The sequence below is a fragment of the Shewanella sp. HN-41 genome (assembly GCF_000217915.1).
Lineage (GTDB): Bacteria > Pseudomonadota > Gammaproteobacteria > Enterobacterales > Shewanellaceae > Shewanella.
Genome location: NZ_AFOZ01000041.1, coordinates 89,765 through 114,244, shown reverse-complemented (window position 1 = coordinate 114,244; position 24,480 = coordinate 89,765). Strand labels below are relative to the sequence as shown.

The following is a 24,480-nucleotide window of genomic DNA, read 5'->3' as shown; positions in this document are numbered from 1 at the left end:
TTGAAACAAAGACCACGACACCTTTTGTGCCTGAGCCCAATGTTGAGCCGCCATTTAGTGTCACACTAATAATTAATGTGAATGGGATTTGTGTTTGTTATGCTAGCGCCATTGCCGATAACGAAAGAGTAGCTTTGTGTCTTTGAACAGAATCGATAGTGAATTGGGCGCGCTGAAAGATGCGGTTGCCGTGGCACTCGAATATGCCAACAAATTAGGAACGAACGCTGCCGAAGTGGCGATCAGTAAGCAACAGGGCCTGTCGGTATCAACCCGCTTAAAAGAAGTTGAAACCGTTGAATTTAACAAAGATGGGGCGCTAGGGATTACGGTCTACCGCGACGGCTGTAAGGGCAGTTCATCGACGTCGGATTTAAGTCCAGAAGCCATAGCCCTCGCGGTAAAAGCGGCCGACGATATCGCCCGTTATACTTCGCCCGATCCCTTCAGTGGCCTTGCCGATAAAGCCTTAATGGCGACGCAAATTCGTGATCTTAAGTTGTATTATCCTGAAGATATTTCCCCCGAGGAGCTCGCTCAACTCGCGATCCGCGCCGAAACCGCGGCACTCGATGCCGATCCACGGATCAATAATTCCGATGGCGCGAGTGCGAATGCCCACACGTCGGTTAAAGTGTATGGCAATAGCCATGGCTTCTTGAACGGTTATTGCAGCTCACGTTATAGCTTAAGTTGCAGCGTGATCGGGGAAGACAGTGATGGCAATATGCAACGGGATTACGATTATACTATCGCCCGTAAATTCAGTGAGATGCTTGCACCCGAAGCGGTAGGTTTAAAGACGGCGCAGAAGACGGTCAGTCGTTTAGGTGCTCGCAAGATTGCCACCACCCGCTTACCGATTTTATTGGCCCCCGAGATAGCAACGGGCTTAATCGGCCATTTAATTGGTGCCATTAGTGGTGGCAGTTTATACCGTAAATCCAGCTTCCTATTGGATGCCATCCACACGCAAATCTTCCCCGATTGGTTCAATATTGAGGAACAACCCCATCTATTGGGCGCCCTAGCCAGTGCCAACTACGATAGCGAAGGTGTAGCGACCCAGGATAGACGCATTATCGACCGTGGTATGTTAGAAACCTATCTGTTAACCAGTTACTCTGCACGTAAGCTAGGGTTACCCAACACTGGCCATGCGGGTGGGATCTATAACTGGACACTCGGCCACACGGGGCAAACCTTCGACGAGCTGGTGAAGGGTATGGGCACAGGTTTGATTGTGACCGAAGTCATGGGCCAAGGCGTTAATATGGTGACGGGGGATTATTCCCGCGGTGCGGCGGGTTTCTATGTCGAAAATGGCGAGATCCAATACCCAGTGGAAGAGATCACCATTGCCGGTAACTTAAAAGATATGTTCCGTGGCGTGCAAGCCGTGAGTCAGGATTTTGATCTGCGCTCATCGATTCGCACCGGCGCTATCTTGTTATCTGAGATGAAAATCGCGGGTAACTAATTAATCTAGCTGTGATATTCCTAATAAAAAGGGCAAACGCATTATCGTTTGCCCTTTTGTTTACACTTATCGGCCACGTCTAAAATGCATAGCTTGCGCCCAGTTCAAATGAGCGTCCCGCACCAGCCACTTGATTAAAGCCATGAGTGTTATCGGCCTTAAATTCGGCCACACTCACTCCGCCTAGGGGGAGCTCATAATAGCTATCGAACAGATTATTGATGGCGAAGGTGAGGGTCAGATCCTGCCATTTCATACTGCTATTCAAGTTAAGCAAGGAATAGCTGTCGGTTTCATTCTCGATACGGCGAGAGTCAACCCTATCCTTAGTCGCCACCCATTGCCATGCAAGACTGCTTTCCCAGTTACCCAACTGATGTTGCAGTGCTAGCTCGGTTTGCAGCGGCTTGATTTGATATAAAGGCTCATCGCCTTCATCCCGCTCACCACGGGTAATATTCACCGTCCCCTCCACTTGCCATTTACCGCTGCGGGTTTCGGCAAGTTCATAGAGAGCATTGAATTTGGCTCCGTAAAGATTGGCATCTAAATTAGTGAATTTTAGGATATTACGTTTGCCATCGGGCGTGCTGGTACGATTAAAACTGCCTATCACCTCGGCGTCGACATAGTCAGTCACCGCTGTGTACCAGGCCGTGGTAGAGGCTTGCCAGCTATCGCCGTTGAACTTGTAAGCTGCACTTAAGGTGTGGGCGGTTTCTGGCTTAAGATCCGGATTGCCGACATAGCCATTACCATCGCCATACCAGCCAATCATAGTCGTCGCCATCACGCCGCGGCCCCAACTGTAGCGCTCGTATAGATTCGGCGCGCGATTTTTACGGGCTAATCCCAATTCAAGTTGTTGATTGGTAGATACTTGATAACGTGCCAGTAATGTCGCGTCGATCAGATTATCATCACGTCTTCTGTCCATGGCATTAAAGGCTTTGGCGGCCTCGGCATCGACATTGGGCATACCCATCATAGAGTTATAGGCTTGGACTTCACCCGTATTGGTGGTGACATACTCGTAGCGAACCCCCGCCGACAACCACCAACTTGGACTTAAATTTTGCTGCCATTCACCATACACGGCGGCGCGGCGGCGTTCGCCATCGTTGATATTGATATAGTCATTGGGGGCCATCATAGTGCCGGGCACAGCTGGCCAAGTATCATCTAATTGATAGCTATAATATTTCTGACCAACAAGTAGCGTACTGTTATCTCCCATGGGTAAGCGCCAGTGCAGTTGGTAACTAGTATCATCACCTTCGGTATTCATGGGCATCTTGCCGGTTTTTTCTGGGGTGAAAAAGCCCATCTTATGCTTCACGCCGTGCCAGTTTAATTGGGCGCTAAATTCACCATCGTCCTCGAGTTTTAGTGTGTAACGACCTAGGGCTCCATAGCTCTTGTTATCCGTCATATCCATGTATTGATTAGGAAAACCTTGAAATGGAATATTCTGATGGGTGAGTTTAATGGCTAGCTCTTGGGTTTCATCGCGCCAAGCAGCGGAGAGGGCATGGTTTTGTGAGCGGTACAGGGTATCTATGACTTTATCGCCATTGCCATCTTTATAGCTGTTAGCATCTTCATAGGCGCCTTGATAGCTTAGGCTCACATTTTTGCTGGCAACTGCCGCATTCGCTCCGAGCAGTAATGTGTCGCTGACGCTACGATATCCAGTTGAAATATTGCCACTTTCCCATTTGATATCGTCACTATTATTAAACAGTGGCGCTAGGCTGGTGATTTTAATCACACCGGCAATATTGTCTCCGCCTGCACTGACGGGGGATACGCCTGCCACCACTTCGGCGAGGGCGATTTGATTGGCTGAAACATAGGAAAGCGGCGGATTCATATGGTTAGCGCAAGATGCTGTGATATCCGCGCCATCAACTAGCACTTTAATACGATCGCCCATCATGCCATTGAGCACTGGTAGTGCCGATACGCCACCCGCCTCGGAAAAATCGACACCTTGGTCTTTCAGTAAATTTTCGGCTGAGCCTAAGAGCTTCTGCTGGTCATTTTGCTGACCATGGACTTCAATGCGCTCGATATTGGCGACATTGCTGTTATCAGCCATGGCCTGTGGGGCGAGTGTGATGCCTAGGGCAATAGCGAGGGATGAATAGAGTGCAGAGGTATTAAAAGGGTAAGAATGTGCAGCCATTTTATTGTTTTCCATTCACTTGGATAAATTGCGCTGCATTATAAAGATCATCCAAGTGATGCAGGTGCGGCATATTGTCGCACACAGGATATGTGCTGGCTTGTGGGGCACTCGACTATGTCTCAGTGCACTATATTTCAGTGCACATTACTAGAAGCCATTATTGGGAGGGATTTGCTTTTTAATCAACCAAGTAGCGGGCATAAATTTGCTGGGTATCGCCGTTGGCATCCATTGCTGCCAATACCTTAGCAAACTCGTAGGCCTTGGAATTGGGGTCGAGCATTGTGGGACTGTTGTCTGGGCTTATGGGGTGATCTGCATTGAAATTGGGATTTTGCTGCGCTCGATAGTGGCGACTCTTTCGGGAAAAGCCTAAGTACATGGCTTTGGGGACATCACAGCAATGGTAATGTAACTTAAACTGGGTTTTATCGCGGTTTTTGAGGTAATAGCCTAGGGTGGTTTGATCATAGATAAACAGATCACCCTGACCTGAGAGTATGAAATTCAAGGCGTTAGGCACATTTAATTCTGGCGGTTTACGCGTTGGCATACGATGGATTAAACCGCCAAAATCATAACCTCCTGGGGCGATTAACAGTATCATGCCACTCTGAATGAGTTGCTCTATTGAGAGAAGATCGGCGGCACCAGCCCGTGTAATGCCAATGTCGCGCTCCGAAAGGCCATTCGGGATAAAGGTGGCATATTGGGCCCGTTCCGGCGTAAAGCTCAGGCCGGGATAAAAGTCGATATTGCCAAGCCTTAAATCTCGCAAAATCCGTAATTTGGGGGCGCGAACTACCTTAAGTTTACAGCCTATTTTCTGTGCGGCGACCCGATAAATATCTTGATAGATCCCACCGTCATTGGGCTCGGCTTCGATAAAAGGTAGGCGTTCACTCGTGCGATATCCCATCGTCAGCACGCAGTGCTCGACGCTTGGAAAGGCGTGGCTGAATGTGGGTAGTAAGGCGATTAACCCCCAAAAAAACTCAACCAAAGTTTGCTCGGTGTGGATATCAAAGTGATCTCCCTCTCCATCTATGACTCAGGGGGTGCCCTTTGAGATCGGCTAATAGTGCTTGGTGCAACATCATGGGGAATACTTTAAAAGCGGCGAAAGCCTATTGATAGTTAAGATAATATCTTATTTTTATTGGAATAATCTATCATACTTTTCTACAACGAAAAGCCATTTGTTGTGTTACATTGCACAAACTATGCACATCGCAAAATATTGCGCTATAGTATCGCCGTTAAGCCGATGCTTAATGTATTAGCGAGTTGATTCATTCTATTTGGAGTTGCTATGGGCAAACAAAAAATGGCGGTCGTGGCGATGGAACACGACAGTGGTCGAGGCACCATCACAGACAATGCTCTCAAAGCTATCGTGACAAGTCCCCTATTTCGGACACGCACCGAAAAGGCGAAAAAGGGCAAAGGGTCCTATAACCGTAAAGACAAGGCATTTAAAATGAGTAACCGGAAGGGGTATCAGCACAGGGGCGATACCCCTTTCGACTTTCTACGCCTGAGTTTTTATTAATCTGCTTTTTTGCTCTTCATTCATCCTGCTAGTGCTAGCCTCAACATCCATCTCTTTGCTTCAATCATCCTTATTTCGATAGTTTCTTTTGTGCAAACTCATTAGTCTGGCATTAATTAACTGGGGATAAATTGTACTCTTGCCTTGAGCGAGTATGGTTAACCTATAGCGAAGGAGATGCCTATGGCGCAGCAATATCGAATCGAGCACGATACTATGGGTGAAGTTAATGTCCCCGTGGATTGTTATTGGGGCGCACAGACCGAGCGCTCGCGGCAGCACTTTCGTATCGGTACTGAAGCATCTATGCCGATTGAAGTGATCCATGCGTTTGGCTATTTAAAGAAAGCCGCCGCCATCACCAATCAACAACTTGGCACTTTGACCCAAGGTAAAGCCCTGCTGATTGCCCAAGTGTGTGATGAGCTGATTGCGGGCGAACTCGATACGCAATTTCCCTTGGTGATTTGGCAAACCGGCTCGGGCACGCAAACCAATATGAACGTCAATGAAGTGATCGCCTATCGGGGCCATGTGCTCTCGGGCGGGCAACTCACCGATACTGTTAAATGTTTACATCCCAATGACGATGTTAACCGCTCGCAATCCTCCAACGATACCTTTCCCACCGCCATGCACATTGCCGCCTATCGTCAAGCCGTTGAACTGGTTTTGCCCTGCATGAGGTTATTGCAGCAGAGCTTGCATAAGAAGGCCGAGGAGTTTGTGGACATAGTTAAAATTGGCCGCACGCATTTTATGGATGCGACACCGTTAACCTTAGGCCAAGAGTTTTCGGGCTACGCCGCGCAGTTAAGTTATGCCATCGAAGGCATTGAGCACAGTCTCAAGCGGGTGGCAGAGTTAGCCTTAGGGGCGACCGCCGTGGGCACTGGGTTAAATACCCATAAGGATTACGCCGTTAAGGTGGCTGACAATATTGCTAGGCTCACGGGCTTGCCCTTTGTTACTGCGTCGAATAAGTTTGCCGCCCTTGCCGCCCACGATGAATTAGTCTCTTTGTCGGCGGCCTACAGAGCTGCGGCGGTCAGTTTAATGAAGATCGCAAATGATATTAGGATGTTAGGTTCTGGCCCACGCTGCGGGATTGGTGAGTTATTACTGCCTGAAAATGAGCCCGGTTCGTCGATTATGCCGGGTAAAGTGAACCCGACTCAGGTCGAGGCCATGACCATGGTGTGCGCGCAAATCATGGGTAATGATGTCACCGTTGGCATTGGCGGCAGTAATGGTCAGTTTGAGCTCAATGTGTTTAAGCCGATGATTATCGCCAATGTGCTGCAATCGGGGCGCCTATTGGGGGATGCTTGCCAGTCCTTTAACGATCACTGCGTGCTCGGCATAGTGGCGAATGAGCCGCAGATTGCGAAGCATGTGGAAAACTCGCTTATGCTAGTCACGGCGCTGAATCCGCATATCGGTTATGAAAAGGCCGCTAAGATAGCTAAAAAAGCCCATAGTGAACATAAGACGCTGCGCCAAGCCGCGTTGGAGCTGGGATTCGTCACAGCACAAGAATTTGAGCTTTGGGTCGATGCCAATAAGATGTTAGGGCCAGATGTATAGTGAAGGTAGAAAGCAGGGCGGGCTTCGCCCTGCTAGGCCGCTGCAAAGAGCGCAGCTGCTAGATTCTAGGCCCTAGAGCCTAGAATCTCGCTTAATGCTTAGTCCTCGGCATCGGCGTCAACTAGTTCAGCCCACAGATCGTGTTCATCTGAATGGGTGATGCGGGCACGAACCAACATGCCTGGTTCCAGCTCAGTTTCCCCATTGATAAACACCATACCGTCGATTTCAGGTGCATCGGCGAAGCTGCGGCCAATGGCGCCTTCTTCGTCTACGTCATCGATCAGAATATCCATAGTACGGCCAACGAAACGGGCTAAACGCTCGGCGCTGATCTCGGCTTGGACTTCCATAAATCTGTGGTATCTGTCTTCTTTCACGTCTTCGCTGATAAGCTCGGCGATGGTGTTGGCGACAGCGCCATCGACTTCAGAATACTTAAAGCAACCCACGCGATCGAGGCGAGCTTCTTTTAAGAAGTCGAGCAGCATTTCGAAGTCTTCTTCGGTTTCACCGGGGAAGCCGACGATAAAGGTTGAGCGGATAACCAGATCCGGGCAGATTTCACGCCAGCGTTGAATGGCCTCTAACTGACGGTCAACACGGCCAGGACGCTTCATCATCTTGAGGATGCGCGGGCTTGCATGCTGCATTGGAATATCTAAGTAAGGCAGAATTAACCCTTCGGCCATCAGCGGGATCAGATCGTCAACCCATGGGTAGGGGTAGATATAATGCAGACGCACCCAAGCGCCCATCTTACCCAGTTGGCGCGCTAGGCTAGTAATGTCCTGCTTGACTGGCATGCCGTTCCAGAAGTCGGTACGACCGCCCTTGTCTTTACCGTAGGCCGAGGTGTCTTGGCTAACGACTAAAATTTCTTGCACGCCTGATTCTACCAAACGCTTAGCTTCATCTAAGACGCTGCCCGCCGGGCGGCTGTCGAGATCGCCACGTAGCGAAGGAATGATGCAGAAAGTACAACGGTTATCACAACCTTCTGAAATCTTTAAATAAGCGTAATGCTTAGGCGTCAACTTAACCCCAGTTTGTGGGATCAATGACGTGAAAGGATTGTGTTCTGGCTTAGGCACGTATTTGTGAACGTGCTTTAACACGGCTTCATAGCTGTGTGGGCCAGTGATTTCTAACACATCTGGGTGCACTTCGCGGATTTGGTTTTCTTTGGCACCAAGGCAGCCTGTGACTATCACTTTGCCGTTTTCTTCTAGGGCTTCACGCACGGCGTCCAGAGACTCTTCCACCGCAGCATCGATAAAGCCGCAGGTGTTGACGATAACCAGATCGGCATTGTCATAGCTGTTGGTGACTTCGTAACCGTCGATACGGAGTTGGGTCAGAATACGCTCGGAATCTACTAGGTTTTTCGGGCAGCCCAAGGACACAAAACCAATACGATTTCCAGTGGCAACTGTATCAGAGCTGGCGGCTTCTAATGTTTTACTGGGATATCAAGCGTAGTGGTTTGCTTGGGTTTAAAAGTTTCAACAGTCATGGTTTCTCGCTGGGGTATAAGCTGCCTTAAAAAAGTTGGCGGATTATACCTGAAGTGATTAAAAGGTACAGTAGCTTTGGCTGAAAAGTGTACAACTGTGGCACTGAATATGCCAGTTAACCCTATGACCTATTTGGGGTGTGGATATAGGCATATCAGCCAAAGATCCGCAGTCGAACCCGTCTGGATAGAAAGAGCTAAAAATTTTTCAGAAAAATTAACCCCTTTTAAATTTTCGCCCGTTTGTAGAGTCACTATCTTAGGTTCTAGGTTCTAGGTTCTAGGTTCTAGGTTCTAGGTTCTAGGTTCTAGGTTCTAGAGCCGTTACATATTGACACTGGTTTTTGCCCCTTGAAGTGATAGCTTAAGTTGGCAATGGTATTAAGATTTCATTTTTGGAGTAAGTTATGAAAAATTCTCTTTTAGCGGTTTGGGTTGCGGCGGGTCTTTTTTCTAGCGCATTGATGGCACCTCAAACGCTCGCGGCCGAGGTTGATTTCCCGCATATTGAAACTATGGGCGTCAGCCAAATTCAGCTTGAACCAGATATGGCGGACTTAAATGTTGAAGTGGCCGTAACGGAAAAAACCGCCAAGGCCGCGAAGGACAGTTCCGATACGGCTGTCGCGAAATTTATCGCCCGCCTTACCGCAGCCGGTGTGGCAAAGGATCAAATCCAAAGCGCCAATTTAAATCTGCAACCGCAATATGTGTATGCTCAGGATAAGGCCCCTGAACTCACGGGTTATATTGCCAGCCGCCAAATTACGGTGACGGTTAAGGATCTGGCCCGATTGAATACCATTTTAGATTCGGCCCTAGAAGAGGGCATGAATCGAGTGAACAATATTGCCCTTAAGTCGAGTAAAGAAGCCGAATATGTCGCTAAAGCCCGCCAAGCTGCAATAGCGGATGCCAAGCAAAAAGCCGAATCTCTCGCACAGGGTTTTGGGGAAAACCTCGGTAAGATCTGGCAGATCCGCTACTACGATCAACGTCCAGTGCAACCTGTCATGCTGCGTATGAACGCCAAAGCCGATTATGCGGGCGCCGTTGCCGAGAGTTACCAATATGGCCGGGTGACTATCGAAGACAGAGTCGAAGTAGTTTATAAAATCCAATAGATGTGTGTCGCTGCCAGCTAAATAGGGCTAAAAGTGGCGGTATCGAGATATAGGGCTAAGCTTATTCGGACTCAAACATAGGAGGTGTTATGAAACAGTTTACAGCTTTAGTCTTATTTGTATCTTGTACCTTGCTGGCTGGCCAAGTATCAGCCCACGGTGAAATCGGTGAACCCTCTGATGACGCTAAGGGAATGGCTGGTGCCATGGGCACCATAGAATTTAAACCCTCAGATTGGCAACAGGGGCAAAGGAGCTGGTGGAAGGACAGTGACGGCGTTGCCCCTGGTGTTGCTGGTTGCCATGTTGGCACCGATGAACAGGGCACGGCTAATGGCAGGATGTTTGGCGAAGCCTGCCTGCCAGACGGCTTGTTAGTCGAATCTAATCCTGGCAAAGATCAAATACACGGCCACAGTGATGACTTAGGGCATCCAGATACCTTTGATTGCAATGCTTGGTGTGTCGGCGAAGGTAAAACCGCGGGTATGTGCGAAGTCGCGGCTGCGCCACCTTGCGAGCAATCAGCGAGATGTGCCTGCAAGTAGATAATGTGAGGGTGAGCTCGAGGTCTGCGGTGAGTTCACTATTTTCCCCTAGATGGATTCAGTCGTACGGGCAATTGTTTGTTTCTGATATTGGCTAACTGATATATCATGCGCCACCCTTAATTGCCCATGCCCCTATTCGCAGCTATGTCTTCCAACGCGCTTTATACCGATCTCTCCGGCTATTACGATTTAATGTGCTCCGATATCAACTATCAACAACAGAGCGCGAGCATCCATAGATTGCATCAATTTTTGGGCAATAATGGCAAACAACACCTCGATTTAGCCTGCGGTACTGGCCCCCATGTGCGGCATTTTATCGATCTTGGTTATCAATGCAGCGGCCTAGATATCAATCAGCCTATGCTCGATATGGCCATGCGTCGCTGCCCTGAAGCGCAGTTTAATCTACAGGATATGACGGCCTTTTATGTCGAACAGCCCGTTGATCTTATTACCTGTTTTTTATATTCCATTCATTACAGCGCGGGTATCGAACGCCTTAAAAGCTGTATTGCGAGTGTGCACCGCGCCCTCAATGAGGGGGGACTGTTTTGTTTTAACACGGTCGATAAACACAGGATCGATAACACCGCCTCGATTAAGCATTTTGCCGAGTTTGATGGTAGTCATTTCGCCTTCGAATCCGGCTGGCATTACAGTGGGCAGGGGGAGAAGCAGTCGCTAAATCTGAGTATTGAGAGGAGTAATCAGCCTTTCAGTCGGCTCACTGATTTAGAGCTTAATGCCGAGGAGAGCCTGCGCCAAACAGAGTTATGGCAGGATCAACATGCCATGGTCGCCACCAGTTTTACTGAGCTACAAGCGTTGCTCGCGCCATATTTTGAAGTGCATATTTTCGAACACGATTATGAAAAAATTGTCCCATGGGATTTAGCATCGGGTAATGCGCTATTTGTCTGTGTGAAGATTTAACCTTGGGTTGAAGGTGTGACAACTTGGGATGTTAGCCCTTACGTTCGTGCTAGAACATTAAATTGCTTAAGTTTTATTAGTCCTGTTAGAAGACTAAATCAAAGTCAACGTCGTGGGGCTTCACCCCACACCCGACCAAGGAGGACTGCTCGTCCTATCCTCCTTGGATTCTCCAAGACGCCCCTAACGGAGTTGAAAGCCCCTTGGGCATTTAGCGTCCTTATGCTATCGCGTCAGACGCTCGTCCCTGATTCGACTGACGCTATCTCGGCATCCATGCCTCGCTCACGCAACGAACGCAAATGCCCTGCGGCAACTCCAAGGGGAGGTGAACGTCTGTGAACTCCGTGTCGGCTGTGAATCCCATAAGAGTTATGCCTGTCCCATCTTTTTAAATCTGAGTATTGAGAGGAGTAATCAGCCTTTCAGTCGGCTCACTGATTTAGAGCTTAATGCCGAGGAGAGCCTGCGCCAAACAGAGTTATGGCAGGATCAACATGCCATGGTCGCCACCAGTTTTACTGAGCTACAAGCGTTGCTCGCGCCGTATTTTGAAGTGCATATTTTTGAACACGATTATGAAAAAATCGTCCCATGGGATTTAACCTCGGGTAATGCGTTATTTGTCTGTGTGAAGATTTGACCTTGGGTTGAAGGTTGGGCAACTCAAAGTCGTGGGGCTAAGCCCCACAGATTCTTAATCAAGATCTGACCAAAATAGAAAAGCGTTTACTCCCTTAATTCCCCCAGCCATACCCGATCTTTTTTAATAAATCGTCGCAATGCCTCTTCGCAACGTCGAAGGGCAAGGGCGATTCATTGGGTTTAAGTAAGGTTTGTTAGCCCTTAAAACAAAATAGTCTGGGGTGCTTTGGCTTCTCTATTCTCTTTTCATTCTGTTGTGATGATGGCTGGCGGCTGATTTCGTGCTTCAATGTACGGTAAAGCGAACGCTATTATTGATGGAATGACTGGCAGCATGGAGAGTTGATATGAAGCAACTAGCAGAGAACCTGTGGATTTTTGATGGTGAAGCCGTACCATTTTTTACCTTGCCCTATACCACTCGGATGACAGTGATCCGTTTAAATAATGGCGCTTTGTGGGTACATAGCCCAATCAAACTCACCCCTGAACTTCAAGCACTGGTCGAAGCATTAGGCGAAGTTCGTTATCTTATTGCGCCCAACCATCTGCACCATTTGTTTTTACAGGATTGGCAGCAAACTTATCCGCAGGCACAAAGTTTTGGCACTTCGGAAGTTCAAACAAAGCGGCCAGATCTTCACTTTGACGGGCTATTTACCGCTGAATTTCAAGCCATGTGGGCAACTGATATTGACCAACTTTTATTTACGGGCTCTCATTTTATGCAGGAATGCGTATTCTTTCATAAAGCCTCTGGCACCTTGATAGTGACCGATCTTATCGAAAACTTTTCCCCAGATGCCTTTAATGCCTTGCAGCGATTTCTCGCCAGAGGCGCGGGCATACTCGCTCCCAATGGCAAAATGCCCTTGGATTGGCGTTTAAGTTTTATGTTTGCCAAGCAGCAAGCGCGCACCCATCTGGTAAAGATGTTGGCTTGGGAACCTCAAAGGATAGTGATGGCTCACGGGTTGATTGTTGAACAAGACGCCAAGGCATTTTTGCAAAGGTCATTTGCATGGTTAGAAGGGTAAGGTGGTTTTTGGATTGGATATTAGGCCTTCAATTTATGCCCTTGAAACCTAGGAAACGCTTATCTCAACCTCGAGTACAGTTTGTTTTCCTTTGAGTACTTTTAAAATCAAAGTCGTGTGGCTTAACTCCCTGATTTTTAATCAAGAGTCGACGAAGGCGGACTGCTCGTCCGATCCTCCTTGCTATTGTTTTCACAAGCGGCCATGACGCCCCTAACGGAGTTGAAAGCCCCTTGGGCAATTAGCGTCCTTATGCTATCGCGTCAGACGTCCCTGATTCGACTGACGCTATCTCGGCATCTGATAGGCAGGATGCTTGCATGTCGTGAAGTGCATGGTCAATGATGTTCCATACATCATTCTGACATTCCCCATTTCCCTATGGGTCCGATGCACGAGAACGACCATGCCTCGATCACGCAACGAACACCAATGCCCTGTGGCAACTCCGAGGGGAGGTGAACTTCTGTCACCGCGGTGTTGGCCGTAATCCCATGAGAGTTATGCCTGTCCCATCTTTTTGGTTAACCTCAAAAGATTTGTGTCTGTCCCATCTTTTATCCATCTTTTATCTTTTTTCCGTTTTAGCGCGGAAGTAGCTTATGGCGGCTTGCCGTTACTTGAACCCATATCAAAAGTGCATTATGTTGTTGTTTTAAAATGGGTGGCCTGATTTATTTCGGTATCGATTGCTTTTCCCTTCATATTAGGATTTATAAATGAAAAAAATTGCATTTTTCAATAATAAAGGTGGTGTAGGTAAAACCACCTTTGCGTTTCATATCGGTTACATGCTTGAAAAACTTGGAAAGCGAGTTTTATTCGTAGATTTAGATCCACAATGCAATTTGACAGCTCATATATTAAATGACGAAGAGATTGATAAGGTATGGTCTGACAGTGGCTCCTCAATTTACGATGCAGTTGAGCCTATAATTTCAGGTTCTGGAGATGTAAAGTTCTTCTCACCACACAAGTTAGAAAATCGAGACGTTTGGTTGTATGCGGGCGATCTTCTTTTAAGTGACTATGAAGGGCTTTTATCGGAAGCTTGGACACAAGTTTTGGCAGGTCAAGAGCGTGGATATCGAGCATCTTCTGCAATCACAAGACTTGTAAATTTGGCTTCAAGTGATCTAGATATTGATTATGTCATTTTCGATGTAGGGCCAAACTTTGGAGCATTAAATCGTGCGGTGTTGCTGGATTGTGACAATATTTTTGTACCAATGGTGCCTGATTTATTCTCGCTAAGAGGCTCGCAAAATTTAGGTAGAGTGTTGTCAGAATGGATTCGAGTCTATTCTGATGCTATGCGTCGTGTTGGCGATCTTCAATTCGATGTCCCTCATGGGAAACCAAAATTTTCTGGGTACGTACTACAGCAATTTAATAACTATCGTAATAGAAAAACGAAGGCTTGGGACCGATGGGGTCAGCAAGTGCCAGAGTACATTAATAAATATGTTGTTATTCCTCTTGGAACAAGTGGAGTGCTTAAGCTTGCTAATTATCAGCTTGGGGAATTTAAAAACTACCATAGTTTAATTCCAATGGCGCAGGATGCTCAAAAACCGATCTACGAATTAACAAGTCAAGATGGTGTAGTTGGTGGTCACCATGAGTATGTAAAAAATTGTAACAATGAATTTCGTGAACTGGCGTTAAAGTTTATTGAAATTGTTGACTAGGCATTATTTTTTATTAAAAAAGATGGAATAGGCAGAAATATTTTGAGGTTAACAGCTAATACCGAAACTTCAGGAGTTCACTAATCTCCTGCGAAGTTGCTGAAGGGCGTTAGCTATTTTCGAATAAGCACGAAGCAAGTATCTAATGCATGTAACTTCGCTAGGGGCGTCTTGGAGCATCCAAGGAGGATAGGACGAGCAGTCCTCCTTGGTCGGGTGTGGGGTGAAGCCCCACGACTTTGATCCAAACGAAGTTTGGAAAAGCTGCTTTTGCAAAGCAAACAAAAAGGCGCCTAAGCGCCTTTCCTGCTATTCAGCTATGGGAAAACTCCCCATCCCACAATGATTTGATTAAACAATCAGATCATACTCCTCTTTGAGTATCTTAATGATATCTGCCTTGGGATTTGCTGGCAGTGGAATCGCTGCGCCAGTCACCTTCTCGGCAACGCCAGTATAAGTGCGAGACACATCCATCATGGCTTCTAATGGCAGGGCATTATCGCGGGCGAGGGCTTCGCGCTCAGGCATTCTGTCCTTGTTGAGCAGAATATCCGGATCGGGGAAATGATTCAGCAGGAACTGACGGAAGCCTTCCTTAGAGTTTTCTAAGATTTTGCCATCGCGGTAGGCGGCGCCGTCCCAAATACGGGATGAGTCTGGGGTGCCGACTTCATCCATATAGATCAGTTTTGAGTTGCCATTCTTGTCGGTCACATAACCAAACTCGAACTTGGTATCTACAAACATTTGGTCAAGGTCGGCCAGCGCTTTAGAGATCACCTTAAAACCATCTTTTAACAGCTTTTCGTACAGGTCGATATCTTCCAACTTTTCAAAGCCAAAGGCTTGGTAATTGGCTTCGATGTCGCTGCGGCTGATATTCACATCATCCTGCGCAGGCACACCCGGAATACCGGTTAAGATGCCTTTGGTCGAAGGGGTGATCAGTAAGTCTGGTAGCTTTTGATCTTTCTCTAAGCCTTCTGGCAGTGTAATACCACAGAATACGCGCTCGCCCTTAGAGTAAGCGCGCCACATTGAGCCTGTGATGTACTGGCGGCAAATGGCTTCGACTTTAATGGGGCGGGCTTTTTGGACTATCCAAACGAAGGGATGCGGAATATCTAAAATATGGCTGTCGGCTAGGCCGTTTTCGGCAAATAGCTTAAACCAATGATTAGAAATGGCATTTAACGCCGCGCCTTTACCTGGGATGCCTTTTAAACCGCCTTCACCGTGGAAGATACAGTCGAAGGCCGAGATACGGTCGCTTATCACCATGATGGCGAGCGGGGTATCTTCGGGGACGTTATAACCTTTGGTTTTGATTAAACGACGGCTGTCGGCATCGGTTAGCCAATAAACGCTGCGAACCTTACCGCTGTGGACAGGGCTGTCGGTGCGGATAGGCAAATCGTTATTTACGGCTAATACGGAATCAGCAAGACTCATGACGAGTATTCCTTTGGATTGAGAGTGTAGGGATAAGGTTGTTATAGGTGTCGGTTTGTACTAGGGCTATGCTTCGGGCGAGCGCCTGATTTAGTAAAACCTTTTTATTATTTACCAGCGACTTACCATTTAATGTGGTGAGTCTGTTGGTGGGATTTGATCTTAAATCTTGAACAGCAAAAGTGGTATTTTCGGGCGGTGTTTGAATGGTGTTTGCTGGAGATAAGGCAAGGGATGGAACAAACGCAGGGCAAGGTTGGCACCACAGTGAAAGTGGTCTGCAAAAGCGGGTTGGGCCCGTGTCATTTTGCTCGAAAATGCTAACCATTAATCCGAGAGAACCTTGTTAGACAGCCGCGAAAAATTGGCGACATTTTACCTTTTTTGACAAAATTTGCCACGGCTATTTGCATTGCTCTTTGCATAGTTCTGTGGCTTGAGTCTAGCGGGCACAAGGATTTGCCTAGCGATGACTTAATTAAGCGCAATAATAAGCACCATCTTGACGACAAACATCGAATACTGAAGAACTGTATTTTAGCGTGTCGATGTGCGAGTTTATGACACAGTTGCAGTCCACAAGACCATCAAGCCAAATATCCAATGGAGGGAATATGAGCACAAGTCAGCATGTACATAATGATAATCAACGAGAGCTAGTATTAGAGCGGATTATCGATGCGCCGCCGGAAAAGTTGTTCCGTGCGTGGACCGAGCCTGAGCTTCTCAAAATTTGGTTTACTCCAAGGCCGTGGACTGTGGCTAGCGCGAGCTTAGATGTGCGTGCCGGTGGTTCAAATGTGATTGTGATGCGTAGCCCTGAGGGGCAAGATTTCCCAAATCGTGGCGTGTATCTCGAGGTGGTTGAGAATGAGCGTATCGTATTTACCGATGCCTTTACCGAGGCTTGGGTGCCGTCCGATAAGGCCTTTATGACGGCAACCATCACGTTTGAACCTATGGATGGTAAGACCAAGTACACTGCGCGGGTGCTACATTGGAATAGCGAAGATAGGCAGAATCATGAGGATATGGGGTTTCATCAGGGTTGGTCTAAGGCGACCGATCAGCTTGAGGAACTCGTCGCGAGTCTCTAGCTGGCGCCCCTATCAGAGAGTCAACATTAAGTCGTACCTAGCCCAATTGCCCGCATTATCATCTTGTTGGGGATTGGGCAGGATTAGAGGTGTTATGTCGTCACAGAAAGAAGTCTTTCAGTTTGCACAATCACAACCTGCGCCATCGCAATTAGCCTCAAGCGCGGCTTTGCAGGGCAATAGTTTTTTATCAAAACAGTTCAATGGCTTGTCGGAACTCGCGCAGGAGTTACAGGCAATCGAGTTCGAGGATTGCTGCTTTCAAGACTGCCATTTTAGCGAGAGCACTTTCCGTAAGTGCAAGTTTATCGATTGCCGCTTTGTGCGTTGCAACTTAAGTTTAGTGAAGGTGCCCCAGTGTCAGTTCAGCGGGGTGGAGTTTGAGGAATGTAAGCTAGTCGGTATCGATTGGACTCGCGCCGCATGGTCGCGTTTATCCTTTGCCGCGCCCTTTTCCTTTAAGCAATGCATCCTAAATGACTGTTCATTTTTAGGTTTGTCCCTCGATGAAATCATCATCGAAGAGTGCAAGGCCCACGATGTCGATTTTCGTGAGGGCAGTTTCAACCAAGCCAATTTCACCTACACGGATTTTAGCCATAGTCTGTTTGGCCGAACTCAATTATTGGAGGCGGATTTTAGCGAGGCATCCAATTACGATATCGACATTTTTAACAATAAAATCAAAGGCGCTAAGTTTAGCCGCGACGAAGCGATTCGGCTGCTCAACTGCCTCGATATAGAGTTAATGGATTAATGCGATTGTAATCAGTTTGGGCCCGCAAGCGTGATGTTCTTATCCTGCTAGGGTTATCGCAATTGATTGAAATGTCAGTTTTCTTCTCAGCCGCCAGTATCCAAAGCTGGCGGCTTTTTTCTGCCCGTGTTTTAGGACCTATTGATCTTATTCACGTATTTCAAGGTCAGTCTTAGGTTTTAGTTGCGATAGATCACACCCAGCTTCCCGATGTGGTTTACCACAATATCCGCCCATCTCTTTCGGGATAACAATCATCGTGGATGAGCAGTGTATTCAGCGGATGCCTGTATTTTGAAGATATGGTGGCGCTGTTTTTACGCTTTTATAACTAAAAAAGTAATCAAATCAGTGAGCAAACCTCGGCTCGATGGCGCCAAATACGGCGACTGACGGGTGGGATGAGCGTGATGGAGGCAACTATGATTGAGCTTAATAGGCGAACCTTTTTAAAGGGGGCAGGGGCGAGCGGGGCAACCTGTGCGTTAGCCAGTCTGCTGCCGGGCAGCTTAGCGGCATTAGAAAACAAACAGCTAAAGGGTATGGGCAAGGACATTGCCAGTATTTGCGAGATGTGTTCGACCCGCTGCCCAATTTCGGCGCGGGTGATTGAGGGCAAAAACGTTTTCATCACTGGCAACAAGGCTGCCAAATCCTTTGGCGGTAAAGTGTGTGCCCGTGGCGGCGCTGGCCATAGCTTGCTGTACGATCCACAGCGTATCGTACAACCGTTAAAGCGGGTCGGTGAGCGCGGCGAAGGCAAATGGGCCGAGATCAGTTGGGATGAGGCTTATCAACTCATCGCCGAAAATCTAAATAAAATCAAAAAAGAACATGGCCCAGAGGCCGTGGCATTCTCGTCAAAATCTGGCTCACAGGAAAAGCATCTATTTCACCTTGCGACCGCCTTTGGTAGTCCCAATACCTTTACCCACGCGTCGACTTGCCCTGGCGGTTATGAAATTGCCGCTAAGGCTATTTTTGGCACTAAGGTCAAACGTGATTTAAGTAATTCTAAATACATCATTAACTTCGGCCATAACCTGTACGAAGGCATCAATATGTCCGAAACCCGCGGCATGATGGCGGCGCAGATGGACAAAGGTGCCAAGCTGGTCGTGTTCGAGCCAAGATTCTCCGTCGTGGCCGATAAAGCCGATGAATGGTACGCCATTCGCCCCGGAACCGACGTGGCCGTCGCCTTGGCGTTATGCCATGTATTGATTGAAGATAATCTTTACGACAAGGCCTTTGTCGCGCGCTATGTGGAAGGTTTCGACGCCTTTGCCGCCGAAGTCAAAGCCTATACCCCCTGAGTGGGCCGAAACCATCTCCGATGTGCCCGCCAAGGACATTCGCCGCATCGCCCACGAATATGCGGCCAAGGCGCCCCATGCCGTGGTCGATTTTGGTCACAGAGCCACCTTTACCACCGAAGAGTTTGAGATGCGCCGCGCCCTGTACGCCGCGAACGTCTTGATTGGCAATATCGAGCGTAAGGGCGGGATTTATATCGGTCAGAAACCCGGTGATTACAACAAGCTTGCCGGTGAAGCAGTTGCGCCCGTATTGGCCAAACCCGGCGTGAAAGACATGCCAAAACCGGCAGCGAAACGTATCGATCAAGTGGAAGAACAGTACGCCATGATGTGGACATCGGGCGGCGTTTACCAAACCATTCTCGATGCCACCTTAAGCGCTGTGCCCTACCAGTTACACGGCTGGGTGATGTCACGTACCAACCCAATGCAAACCATGACAGACAGGGCGCGCGTCGTTGAAGCCATGAAAAAGCTCGACTTTATTGCAGTGTGTGATGTGTATATCAGCGAAACTGCCGCCTATGCGGACGTGATTCTACCCGAATCCACCTACCTTGAACGTGACGAAGAAATTGCCGACAAATCCGGCAAAAATCCCGCCTACTATGTGCGCCAACGGGCGGTTGAAACCTTAGGTAATACTAAGCCTTCTTGGCAGATCTTTAAGGATATCGGCCATAAGCTGGGGCTGGGTGAATTCTATCCATGGGAAAACATGGAAACCCTGCAAATGCTGCAGGTAAACCGCGATACTGACCTGCTGCGCCGCATCAAAGACGAAGGTTTTGTCAGCTTCGGTAAGCCCATCATGCTGCGCGAACCTAAGATGGTGGCCGAGTTTACTAAGGCCTATGCCAATGCCAAGCCCGTGGATGAAGATGGCACCTACGGCAGCTTGCTCACCTTTAAAACCCCCAGCGGCAAGATTGAATTGACCTCCGCTAAGGTCGAAACCATGGCACCGGGCCGTGGGGTGATCAAGTTCCGCGAAGTGCATCTTAAAAAAGCCGATGAGTTGTACTTTATCCAAGGCAAAGTGGCGGTGCACACCAATGGCGCCACCCACAATGTGCCTATGCTCGCTAACCTGATGTCGGATAACGCGATTTGGGTTCACCCCGTCACTGCGGGCAAGTTAGGGATCAGCAATGGCGACCCAATCCGCCTCACCAGCAGTGTTGGCACCGAGGAAGGCCATGCCTTAGTCACGCCGGGTATTCGCCAAGATACTGTGTTTGCCTATATGGGCTTTGGTTCTAAAAACAAAGAGTTGGTTAGAGCGACAGGCAAAGGCATTCACTGCGGAAACCTACTGCCCCATCAAACAGCCCCTGTGTGTGGCATGACAGTGCACACCACGGGCGTCACGCTGGCAAAGCGCTAATCGGAGGCTTAAATGAATAAACGATATGTAATGGTGCACGACGAGAACAAGTGCATCGGCTGCCAAGCCTGTAACGTGGCCTGTCGCAGTGAAAATGGCGTACCCGAAGGCGTGACTCGTCTGCAAGTGCGTGTGGAAGGCCCCTTTGGTGAGATGCCTAATCTGCATTTCAAATATCACAGGGTATCTTGCCAGCAATGTGAAGATGCACCCTGCGTTAAGGTGTGCCCTACGGGCGCGGCCTATGTGGGCGAGGATGGCATTGTCTCTATCCATACCGAGAAGTGTGTCGGCTGCATGTACTGCGTGGCGGCGTGCCCCTACAAAGTGCGCTTTATGAACCCAGAAACCAAGGCGGCGGATAAGTGTAACTTCTGTAAGGACACGCGGTTAGCGCGGGGCGAAGAGCCTGCCTGTGTGACTGTGTGTCCAACCGATGCCTTAGTGTTTGGCGATGCTAATGATCCTCGCAGTGAAGTCGCCATCTTGCTCAACACTAAAATAACATACCAAGATAAGACCCATTTAGGCACCAAGCCTAGGGTATATCGCGTTCCTACCAAAAGAGGGGGGATTTGATTATGAACAATACTTGGGGCGACATGGCGCAATATGATCCCGTCACTTGGCACTGGGTCATCGCCGTTTATCTGTTTATGGCGGGGTTATCCGCGGGCAGTCTATTGATTGGCATTGGCCTGCGTTGGGCGAATAAGGAACTCAGCGCGGGAGCCGAAAGCAGTATTTTGAAGGCGGCAGCCATTATTGGACCTGTGGCAATTAGCTTAGGTTTAGCTTGCTTAGTGTTTGATTTAACCAAACCATTCCACTTCTGGCTGATCTTAATTCACTATAACTTCCAGTCTGTGATGGCGATTGGGGTACTAGCGCTACTGGCTTATTCTCCCTTAGCCTTTGCCTACGCCATTATTGTGCTGCGGGATGAACTGCCAAAATGGGGTTTAGGTTTCCTAGCGCCTATCGCTAAGTTACTTATGCCATTTCGAAAACCGATTGAGGTATTGTTATTTGTCCTCGCCATTGGCGTGGGGGCTTACACTGGCTTCTTAATTTCGGCGATGAATGCTTACCCTATGCTCAACACTGCGGTACTGCCTGCGCTATTTTTAGTATCGGGTCTATCGGCGGGCGCTGCGGCAAATGCAGTACTGGCGCTGGTGATGTTTAAGACTGACAGCCACGACAAGACCTTAGCCAAAATGCATGGCCTAGAGCTGCCAGTGATGGCGATTGAAATCCTGTTCCTGTTCATGTTGTTCTGCGCCTTGTACTTCAAGGGCGGCGCGGCGGCTGCAGCCTTAGCGTCATTAACCTCTGGACTATGGGCAAGCGTGTTCTGGATAGGCGTTGTCGGTATTGGCTTTGGTATTCCACTGCTGTTTATGCTGCTACCCGCCGCGGCTCGCCATACTAAGGGCGCGATGATCATGGTTGCCTGCGCCAGCTTAACCGGCGTGCTCGCCTTAAGGCACTTTATTGTGTACGCAGGGCAAAGCTATCTAAGTTAACTGTAATACTGCTGACGTAAATCACCGCACCCTGCAAGCAAAAAGCACCGTTTATCGGTGCTTTTTTATGACTGTGATTGACAAGAAATTATTGCGGCAATAACTCAATCACAGACTTAACCGTAAGCACTAAGGCACTGATACCGCAGAGGGTTAAGGTTGCCATCTTAGTCCTATGCTTATCGACGTTTCCCACCAATGTGCCCGCCACTAAATAGCCTAAAAATACCGAGGGTAATAGCATCAAAGATAACCATAAATGCTTGATTTCGAGTAGGCCCATCACCCCAAGAATGACTAATGCTATGGTCGAACTAAAGATAAAGAAGGCCGAAAGCGCGGCGCGAAATTTTGCGGCATCCTTACCCGCCAACAAGATTGCCATCGGAGGGCCGCCAATCGCTGCGATATTGCCAAAGATCCCCGATACCACACCTGCACCAAACAGGGTTACTTTATTCACGGGTAAGCTGAATTTATACAGGCTCAACACCACGGCAACCGCCACAATGGTCGCAATGGCGAGACCTAGGATGGGCTGTGGCGCAAATAACAATAGGCTGGCACCGATAAAACCACCAGGCACACGACCCATCAGCGCGTATTGCAAGTCATTGAATTCTAGGTGGCCACGTTCACGCAATAGGGTGAGTAGGGCGATTGTAAATCCCATCACAATCACAGGGGCGGGGACTAATTCGGGATCGACAATATACAGCAGCGGGCTAGCCACGACGGCAAGACCAAACCCAATCAAACTCTGGGTGAAGGCGCCTAAGAATACAATCACAGACGCAATCGCGAGCGTTTGTGGATCTATCAAGGAGAACATAGGATTCCATCAAAACAAAATAGGGATCGTTACTCTACTGGATGAGTATTAACGATCCCTAATAATAATTAGTTGTGGCAGGATTATGGACGCGTGAGCGTTATTCCATGTCTTCCCATTCTATTCCCATTTCGTCCATCAGGCGTTTAGCTTCTGCTGGAATACTGTCGGGACAGTCCTTGGAGAGGTCGGCATCATTAGGCAAAGGCTGGCCTGTATAGGCATGCAAGAATGCCTCACACAACAGCTCGCTGTTGGTGGCGTGACGCAAATTATTGACCTGACGACGAGTACGTTCGTCCGTGAGGACTTTTAGCACTTTGAGCGGAATAGACACAGTAATTTTTTTACTTGTTCATTCTTCTTGCCATGTTCAGCATAGGGGCTGATGTATTCCCCATTCCATTCAGTCATTGACTCACCTGTTATAACGCTAAATTCGGGGCAGATTTTAAACCCTTACAAACAACAGTCAAATTATTGCTACTATTTCTTGGGGATTGCAAACAGATTTCTTTATGTTTAGACGTCTAAACGTCTTAACGCCTATTGACGATGGCGTTGGGCTTAGGTACATTTAGACGTCCAGACATCTCTACTCGTCTATCGAATTTAGGAGTTCACCTATGACAGAGCGTCAATTAGCCACGCTGGCCGTGCGTCAGGGGATCGAGAGCGATACCCAATATGGTGCCGTTGTGCCACCGATTTATTTGTCGACTAATTACGCCTTCGATGGTCATAAAAATCCCCGTGAGTTTGATTACAGCCGCTCAGGCAACCCAACGCGTTGTATTTTAGGTGAAGCACTGGCCAAGTTAGAGCAAGGTGCCTCCGCCGTGGTGACCTGCACGGGTATGGCGGCCATCACCTTAGTGACCACCTTGCTTGGCCCCGATGATCTATTGGTGGTGCCCCACGATTGTTATGGCGGTTCCTACCGTTTATTTACCAACTTGGCGAAGAAAGGCCAGTTTAAGCTGATTGTGGTCGATCAAACCGACGACCAAGCGTTCGCCGCTGCCATAGCGCAAAAGCCCAAGATGGTATGGCTCGAAACTCCATCGAACCCACTATTGCGTGTGGTGGATATCGAAGCTATCGCCAAGGCGAGCCATGAGGTCGGTGCGCTGGTGGTAGTCGATAACACTTTTTTATCGCCGATATTGCAGCAACCCCTATTGTTGGGCGCGGATATCGTTATCCATTCCACCACTAAATATATTAATGGTCACAGCGATGTGGTCGGCGGCGCTGTGGTTGCCAAAGATGCACAAATTGGCGAAAGCTTACATTGGTGGTCAAATACCTTAGGTTTAACGGGCTCGGCCTTTGACAGTTACTTAACCCTGCGCGGCCTACGTACCCTAGCGGTGCGAATTCGTGAACATCAAGCCAATGCCCAGCGCATTCTTGAGGTATTAACCCAAAGCAACCAAGTGAGCAAAGTCTATTACCCAGGCCTTGCGGATCACCCAGGACATGCGATTGCCGCCAAACAGCAGAAGGGCTTTGGGGCTATGCTGAGTTTTGAGCTTAAGGGCGGCGAGGCCGAGGTTGTGGCCTTTTTAGCTGCGCTGAGATTATTTAGCGTGGCCGAGAGTTTAGGTGGCGTCGAAAGTTTAGTCGCTGTACCCGCCACTATGACCCACAGGGCGATGGAGCCGCAGGCGCGCAGTGAGGCGGGCATTAAAGATACCCTATTACGTTTGTCGGTCGGTATTGAAGATGCCGACGACTTAGTTGCAGATATTCAAGCCGGATTAGCCGCCGTAGCGGCTTGCCAGTAGAGGA

Annotated in this window: 17 protein-coding genes and 4 pseudogenes; 15 read left to right on the top strand and 6 right to left on the bottom strand. The window is 48.5% G+C overall.

Annotated features, from left to right (window positions below):
- Positions 1-136: 136 nt before the first annotated feature.
- The gene (gene pmbA / locus SOHN41_RS16040) at positions 137-1,480 is read left to right on the top strand and encodes a metalloprotease PmbA (protein ID WP_007650997.1); all 1,344 of its coding nucleotides are present in this window, start codon (positions 137-139) and stop codon (positions 1,478-1,480) included.
- 79 nt (positions 1,481-1,559) lie between these two features.
- On the opposite strand, the gene SOHN41_RS16035 is transcribed toward pmbA, so the two are convergent.
- Together SOHN41_RS16035 and SOHN41_RS16030 are read right to left on the bottom strand one after the other, a co-directional pair.
- On the bottom strand, positions 1,560-3,683 hold the full coding sequence (locus SOHN41_RS16035) for a TonB-dependent receptor (protein ID WP_037459389.1): 2,124 nt from the start codon (positions 3,681-3,683) through the stop codon (positions 1,560-1,562).
- A 166-nt stretch (positions 3,684-3,849) separates the two neighbouring features.
- Positions 3,850-4,674, bottom strand: coding sequence for a substrate-binding periplasmic protein (locus SOHN41_RS16030; RefSeq protein ID WP_007650995.1), 825 nt, complete (start codon positions 4,672-4,674; stop codon positions 3,850-3,852).
- 309 nt (positions 4,675-4,983) lie between these two features.
- Here SOHN41_RS16030 and SOHN41_RS16025 point away from each other — a divergent pair, with 309 nt between their 5' ends.
- Together SOHN41_RS16025 and fumC are read left to right on the top strand one after the other, a co-directional pair.
- Entirely contained in the window at positions 4,984-5,223 is a 240-nt protein-coding gene (locus SOHN41_RS16025) for a ribosome alternative rescue factor ArfA (RefSeq protein WP_007650994.1), read from the top strand.
- Between the two features lie 183 nt (positions 5,224-5,406).
- A complete protein-coding gene (gene fumC / locus SOHN41_RS16020) occupies positions 5,407-6,810 on the top strand; it encodes a class II fumarate hydratase (RefSeq protein WP_007650993.1) in 1,404 nt (467 codons plus the stop codon).
- A gap of 98 nt (positions 6,811-6,908) precedes the next feature.
- Here the strand turns inward: fumC and rimO are convergent.
- A pseudogene (gene rimO, locus SOHN41_RS16015) lies at positions 6,909-8,326 on the bottom strand (30S ribosomal protein S12 methylthiotransferase RimO).
- 407 nt (positions 8,327-8,733) lie between these two features.
- On the opposite strand from rimO, the gene SOHN41_RS16010 reads away from it, so the two are divergent.
- From SOHN41_RS16010 to SOHN41_RS15985, 6 genes and pseudogenes are all read left to right on the top strand, one after another.
- On the top strand, positions 8,734-9,450 hold the full coding sequence (locus tag SOHN41_RS16010) for an oxidative stress defense protein (protein ID WP_007650991.1): 717 nt from the start codon (positions 8,734-8,736) through the stop codon (positions 9,448-9,450).
- An 89-nt stretch (positions 9,451-9,539) separates the two neighbouring features.
- Entirely contained in the window at positions 9,540-9,998 is a 459-nt protein-coding gene (locus tag SOHN41_RS16005; RefSeq protein WP_007650990.1) for a hypothetical protein, read from the top strand.
- A gap of 147 nt (positions 9,999-10,145) precedes the next feature.
- Positions 10,146-10,937, top strand: coding sequence for a class I SAM-dependent DNA methyltransferase (locus tag SOHN41_RS16000; protein WP_037459394.1), 792 nt, complete (start codon positions 10,146-10,148; stop codon positions 10,935-10,937).
- Between the two features lie 475 nt (positions 10,938-11,412).
- Positions 11,413-11,580, top strand: a pseudogene (locus SOHN41_RS19915) (SAM-dependent methyltransferase); the annotation flags it as partial.
- Between the two features lie 349 nt (positions 11,581-11,929).
- Positions 11,930-12,619 (top strand): DUF4336 domain-containing protein, encoded by a 690-nt coding sequence (locus SOHN41_RS15990; RefSeq protein ID WP_007650981.1) that lies wholly within the window; start codon positions 11,930-11,932, stop codon positions 12,617-12,619.
- A gap of 719 nt (positions 12,620-13,338) precedes the next feature.
- A complete protein-coding gene (locus SOHN41_RS15985; protein ID WP_007650979.1) occupies positions 13,339-14,310 on the top strand; it encodes a ParA family protein in 972 nt (323 codons plus the stop codon).
- A gap of 351 nt (positions 14,311-14,661) precedes the next feature.
- Here the strand turns inward: SOHN41_RS15985 and SOHN41_RS15980 are convergent, their stop codons facing one another.
- Positions 14,662-15,765, bottom strand: coding sequence for a phosphoribosylaminoimidazolesuccinocarboxamide synthase (locus tag SOHN41_RS15980; RefSeq protein ID WP_007650978.1), 1,104 nt, complete (start codon positions 15,763-15,765; stop codon positions 14,662-14,664).
- Between the two features lie 614 nt (positions 15,766-16,379).
- Here SOHN41_RS15980 and SOHN41_RS15970 point away from each other — a divergent pair.
- The 5 genes and pseudogenes from SOHN41_RS15970 to nrfD all read left to right on the top strand — a co-directional run bounded on the left by SOHN41_RS15970 (position 16,380) and on the right by nrfD (position 21,854).
- A complete protein-coding gene (locus tag SOHN41_RS15970) occupies positions 16,380-16,862 on the top strand; it encodes an SRPBCC family protein (protein ID WP_007650976.1) in 483 nt (160 codons plus the stop codon).
- Positions 16,863-16,956: 94 nt separating this feature from the next.
- A complete protein-coding gene (locus SOHN41_RS15965) occupies positions 16,957-17,619 on the top strand; it encodes a pentapeptide repeat-containing protein (protein WP_007650975.1) in 663 nt (220 codons plus the stop codon).
- 422 nt (positions 17,620-18,041) lie between these two features.
- A pseudogene (gene phsA, locus SOHN41_RS15960) lies at positions 18,042-20,325 on the top strand (thiosulfate reductase PhsA).
- A 12-nt stretch (positions 20,326-20,337) separates the two neighbouring features.
- On the top strand, positions 20,338-20,904 hold the full coding sequence (locus tag SOHN41_RS15955; protein ID WP_007650968.1) for a 4Fe-4S dicluster domain-containing protein: 567 nt from the start codon (positions 20,338-20,340) through the stop codon (positions 20,902-20,904).
- Between the two features lie 2 nt (positions 20,905-20,906).
- Positions 20,907-21,854 carry an NrfD/PsrC family molybdoenzyme membrane anchor subunit gene (gene nrfD, locus SOHN41_RS15950; protein WP_007650966.1) on the top strand — a complete coding sequence of 316 codons (948 nt, stop codon included), beginning with the start codon at positions 20,907-20,909 and terminating at the stop codon, positions 21,852-21,854.
- 88 nt (positions 21,855-21,942) lie between these two features.
- Here the strand turns inward: nrfD and SOHN41_RS15945 are convergent, their stop codons facing one another.
- Both SOHN41_RS15945 and metJ read right to left on the bottom strand, forming a co-directional pair.
- Positions 21,943-22,686, bottom strand: a complete 744-nt coding sequence (locus SOHN41_RS15945) for a sulfite exporter TauE/SafE family protein (RefSeq protein WP_007650964.1) — start codon at positions 22,684-22,686, stop codon at positions 21,943-21,945.
- Positions 22,687-22,786: 100 nt separating this feature from the next.
- A pseudogene (gene metJ, locus SOHN41_RS15940) lies at positions 22,787-23,100 on the bottom strand (met regulon transcriptional regulator MetJ).
- A 212-nt stretch (positions 23,101-23,312) separates the two neighbouring features.
- Between metJ and metB the strand changes: the two are divergent.
- Positions 23,313-24,476, top strand: a complete 1,164-nt coding sequence (gene metB, locus SOHN41_RS15935; RefSeq protein ID WP_007650960.1) for a cystathionine gamma-synthase — start codon at positions 23,313-23,315, stop codon at positions 24,474-24,476.
- Positions 24,477-24,480: the final 4 nt, after the last annotated feature.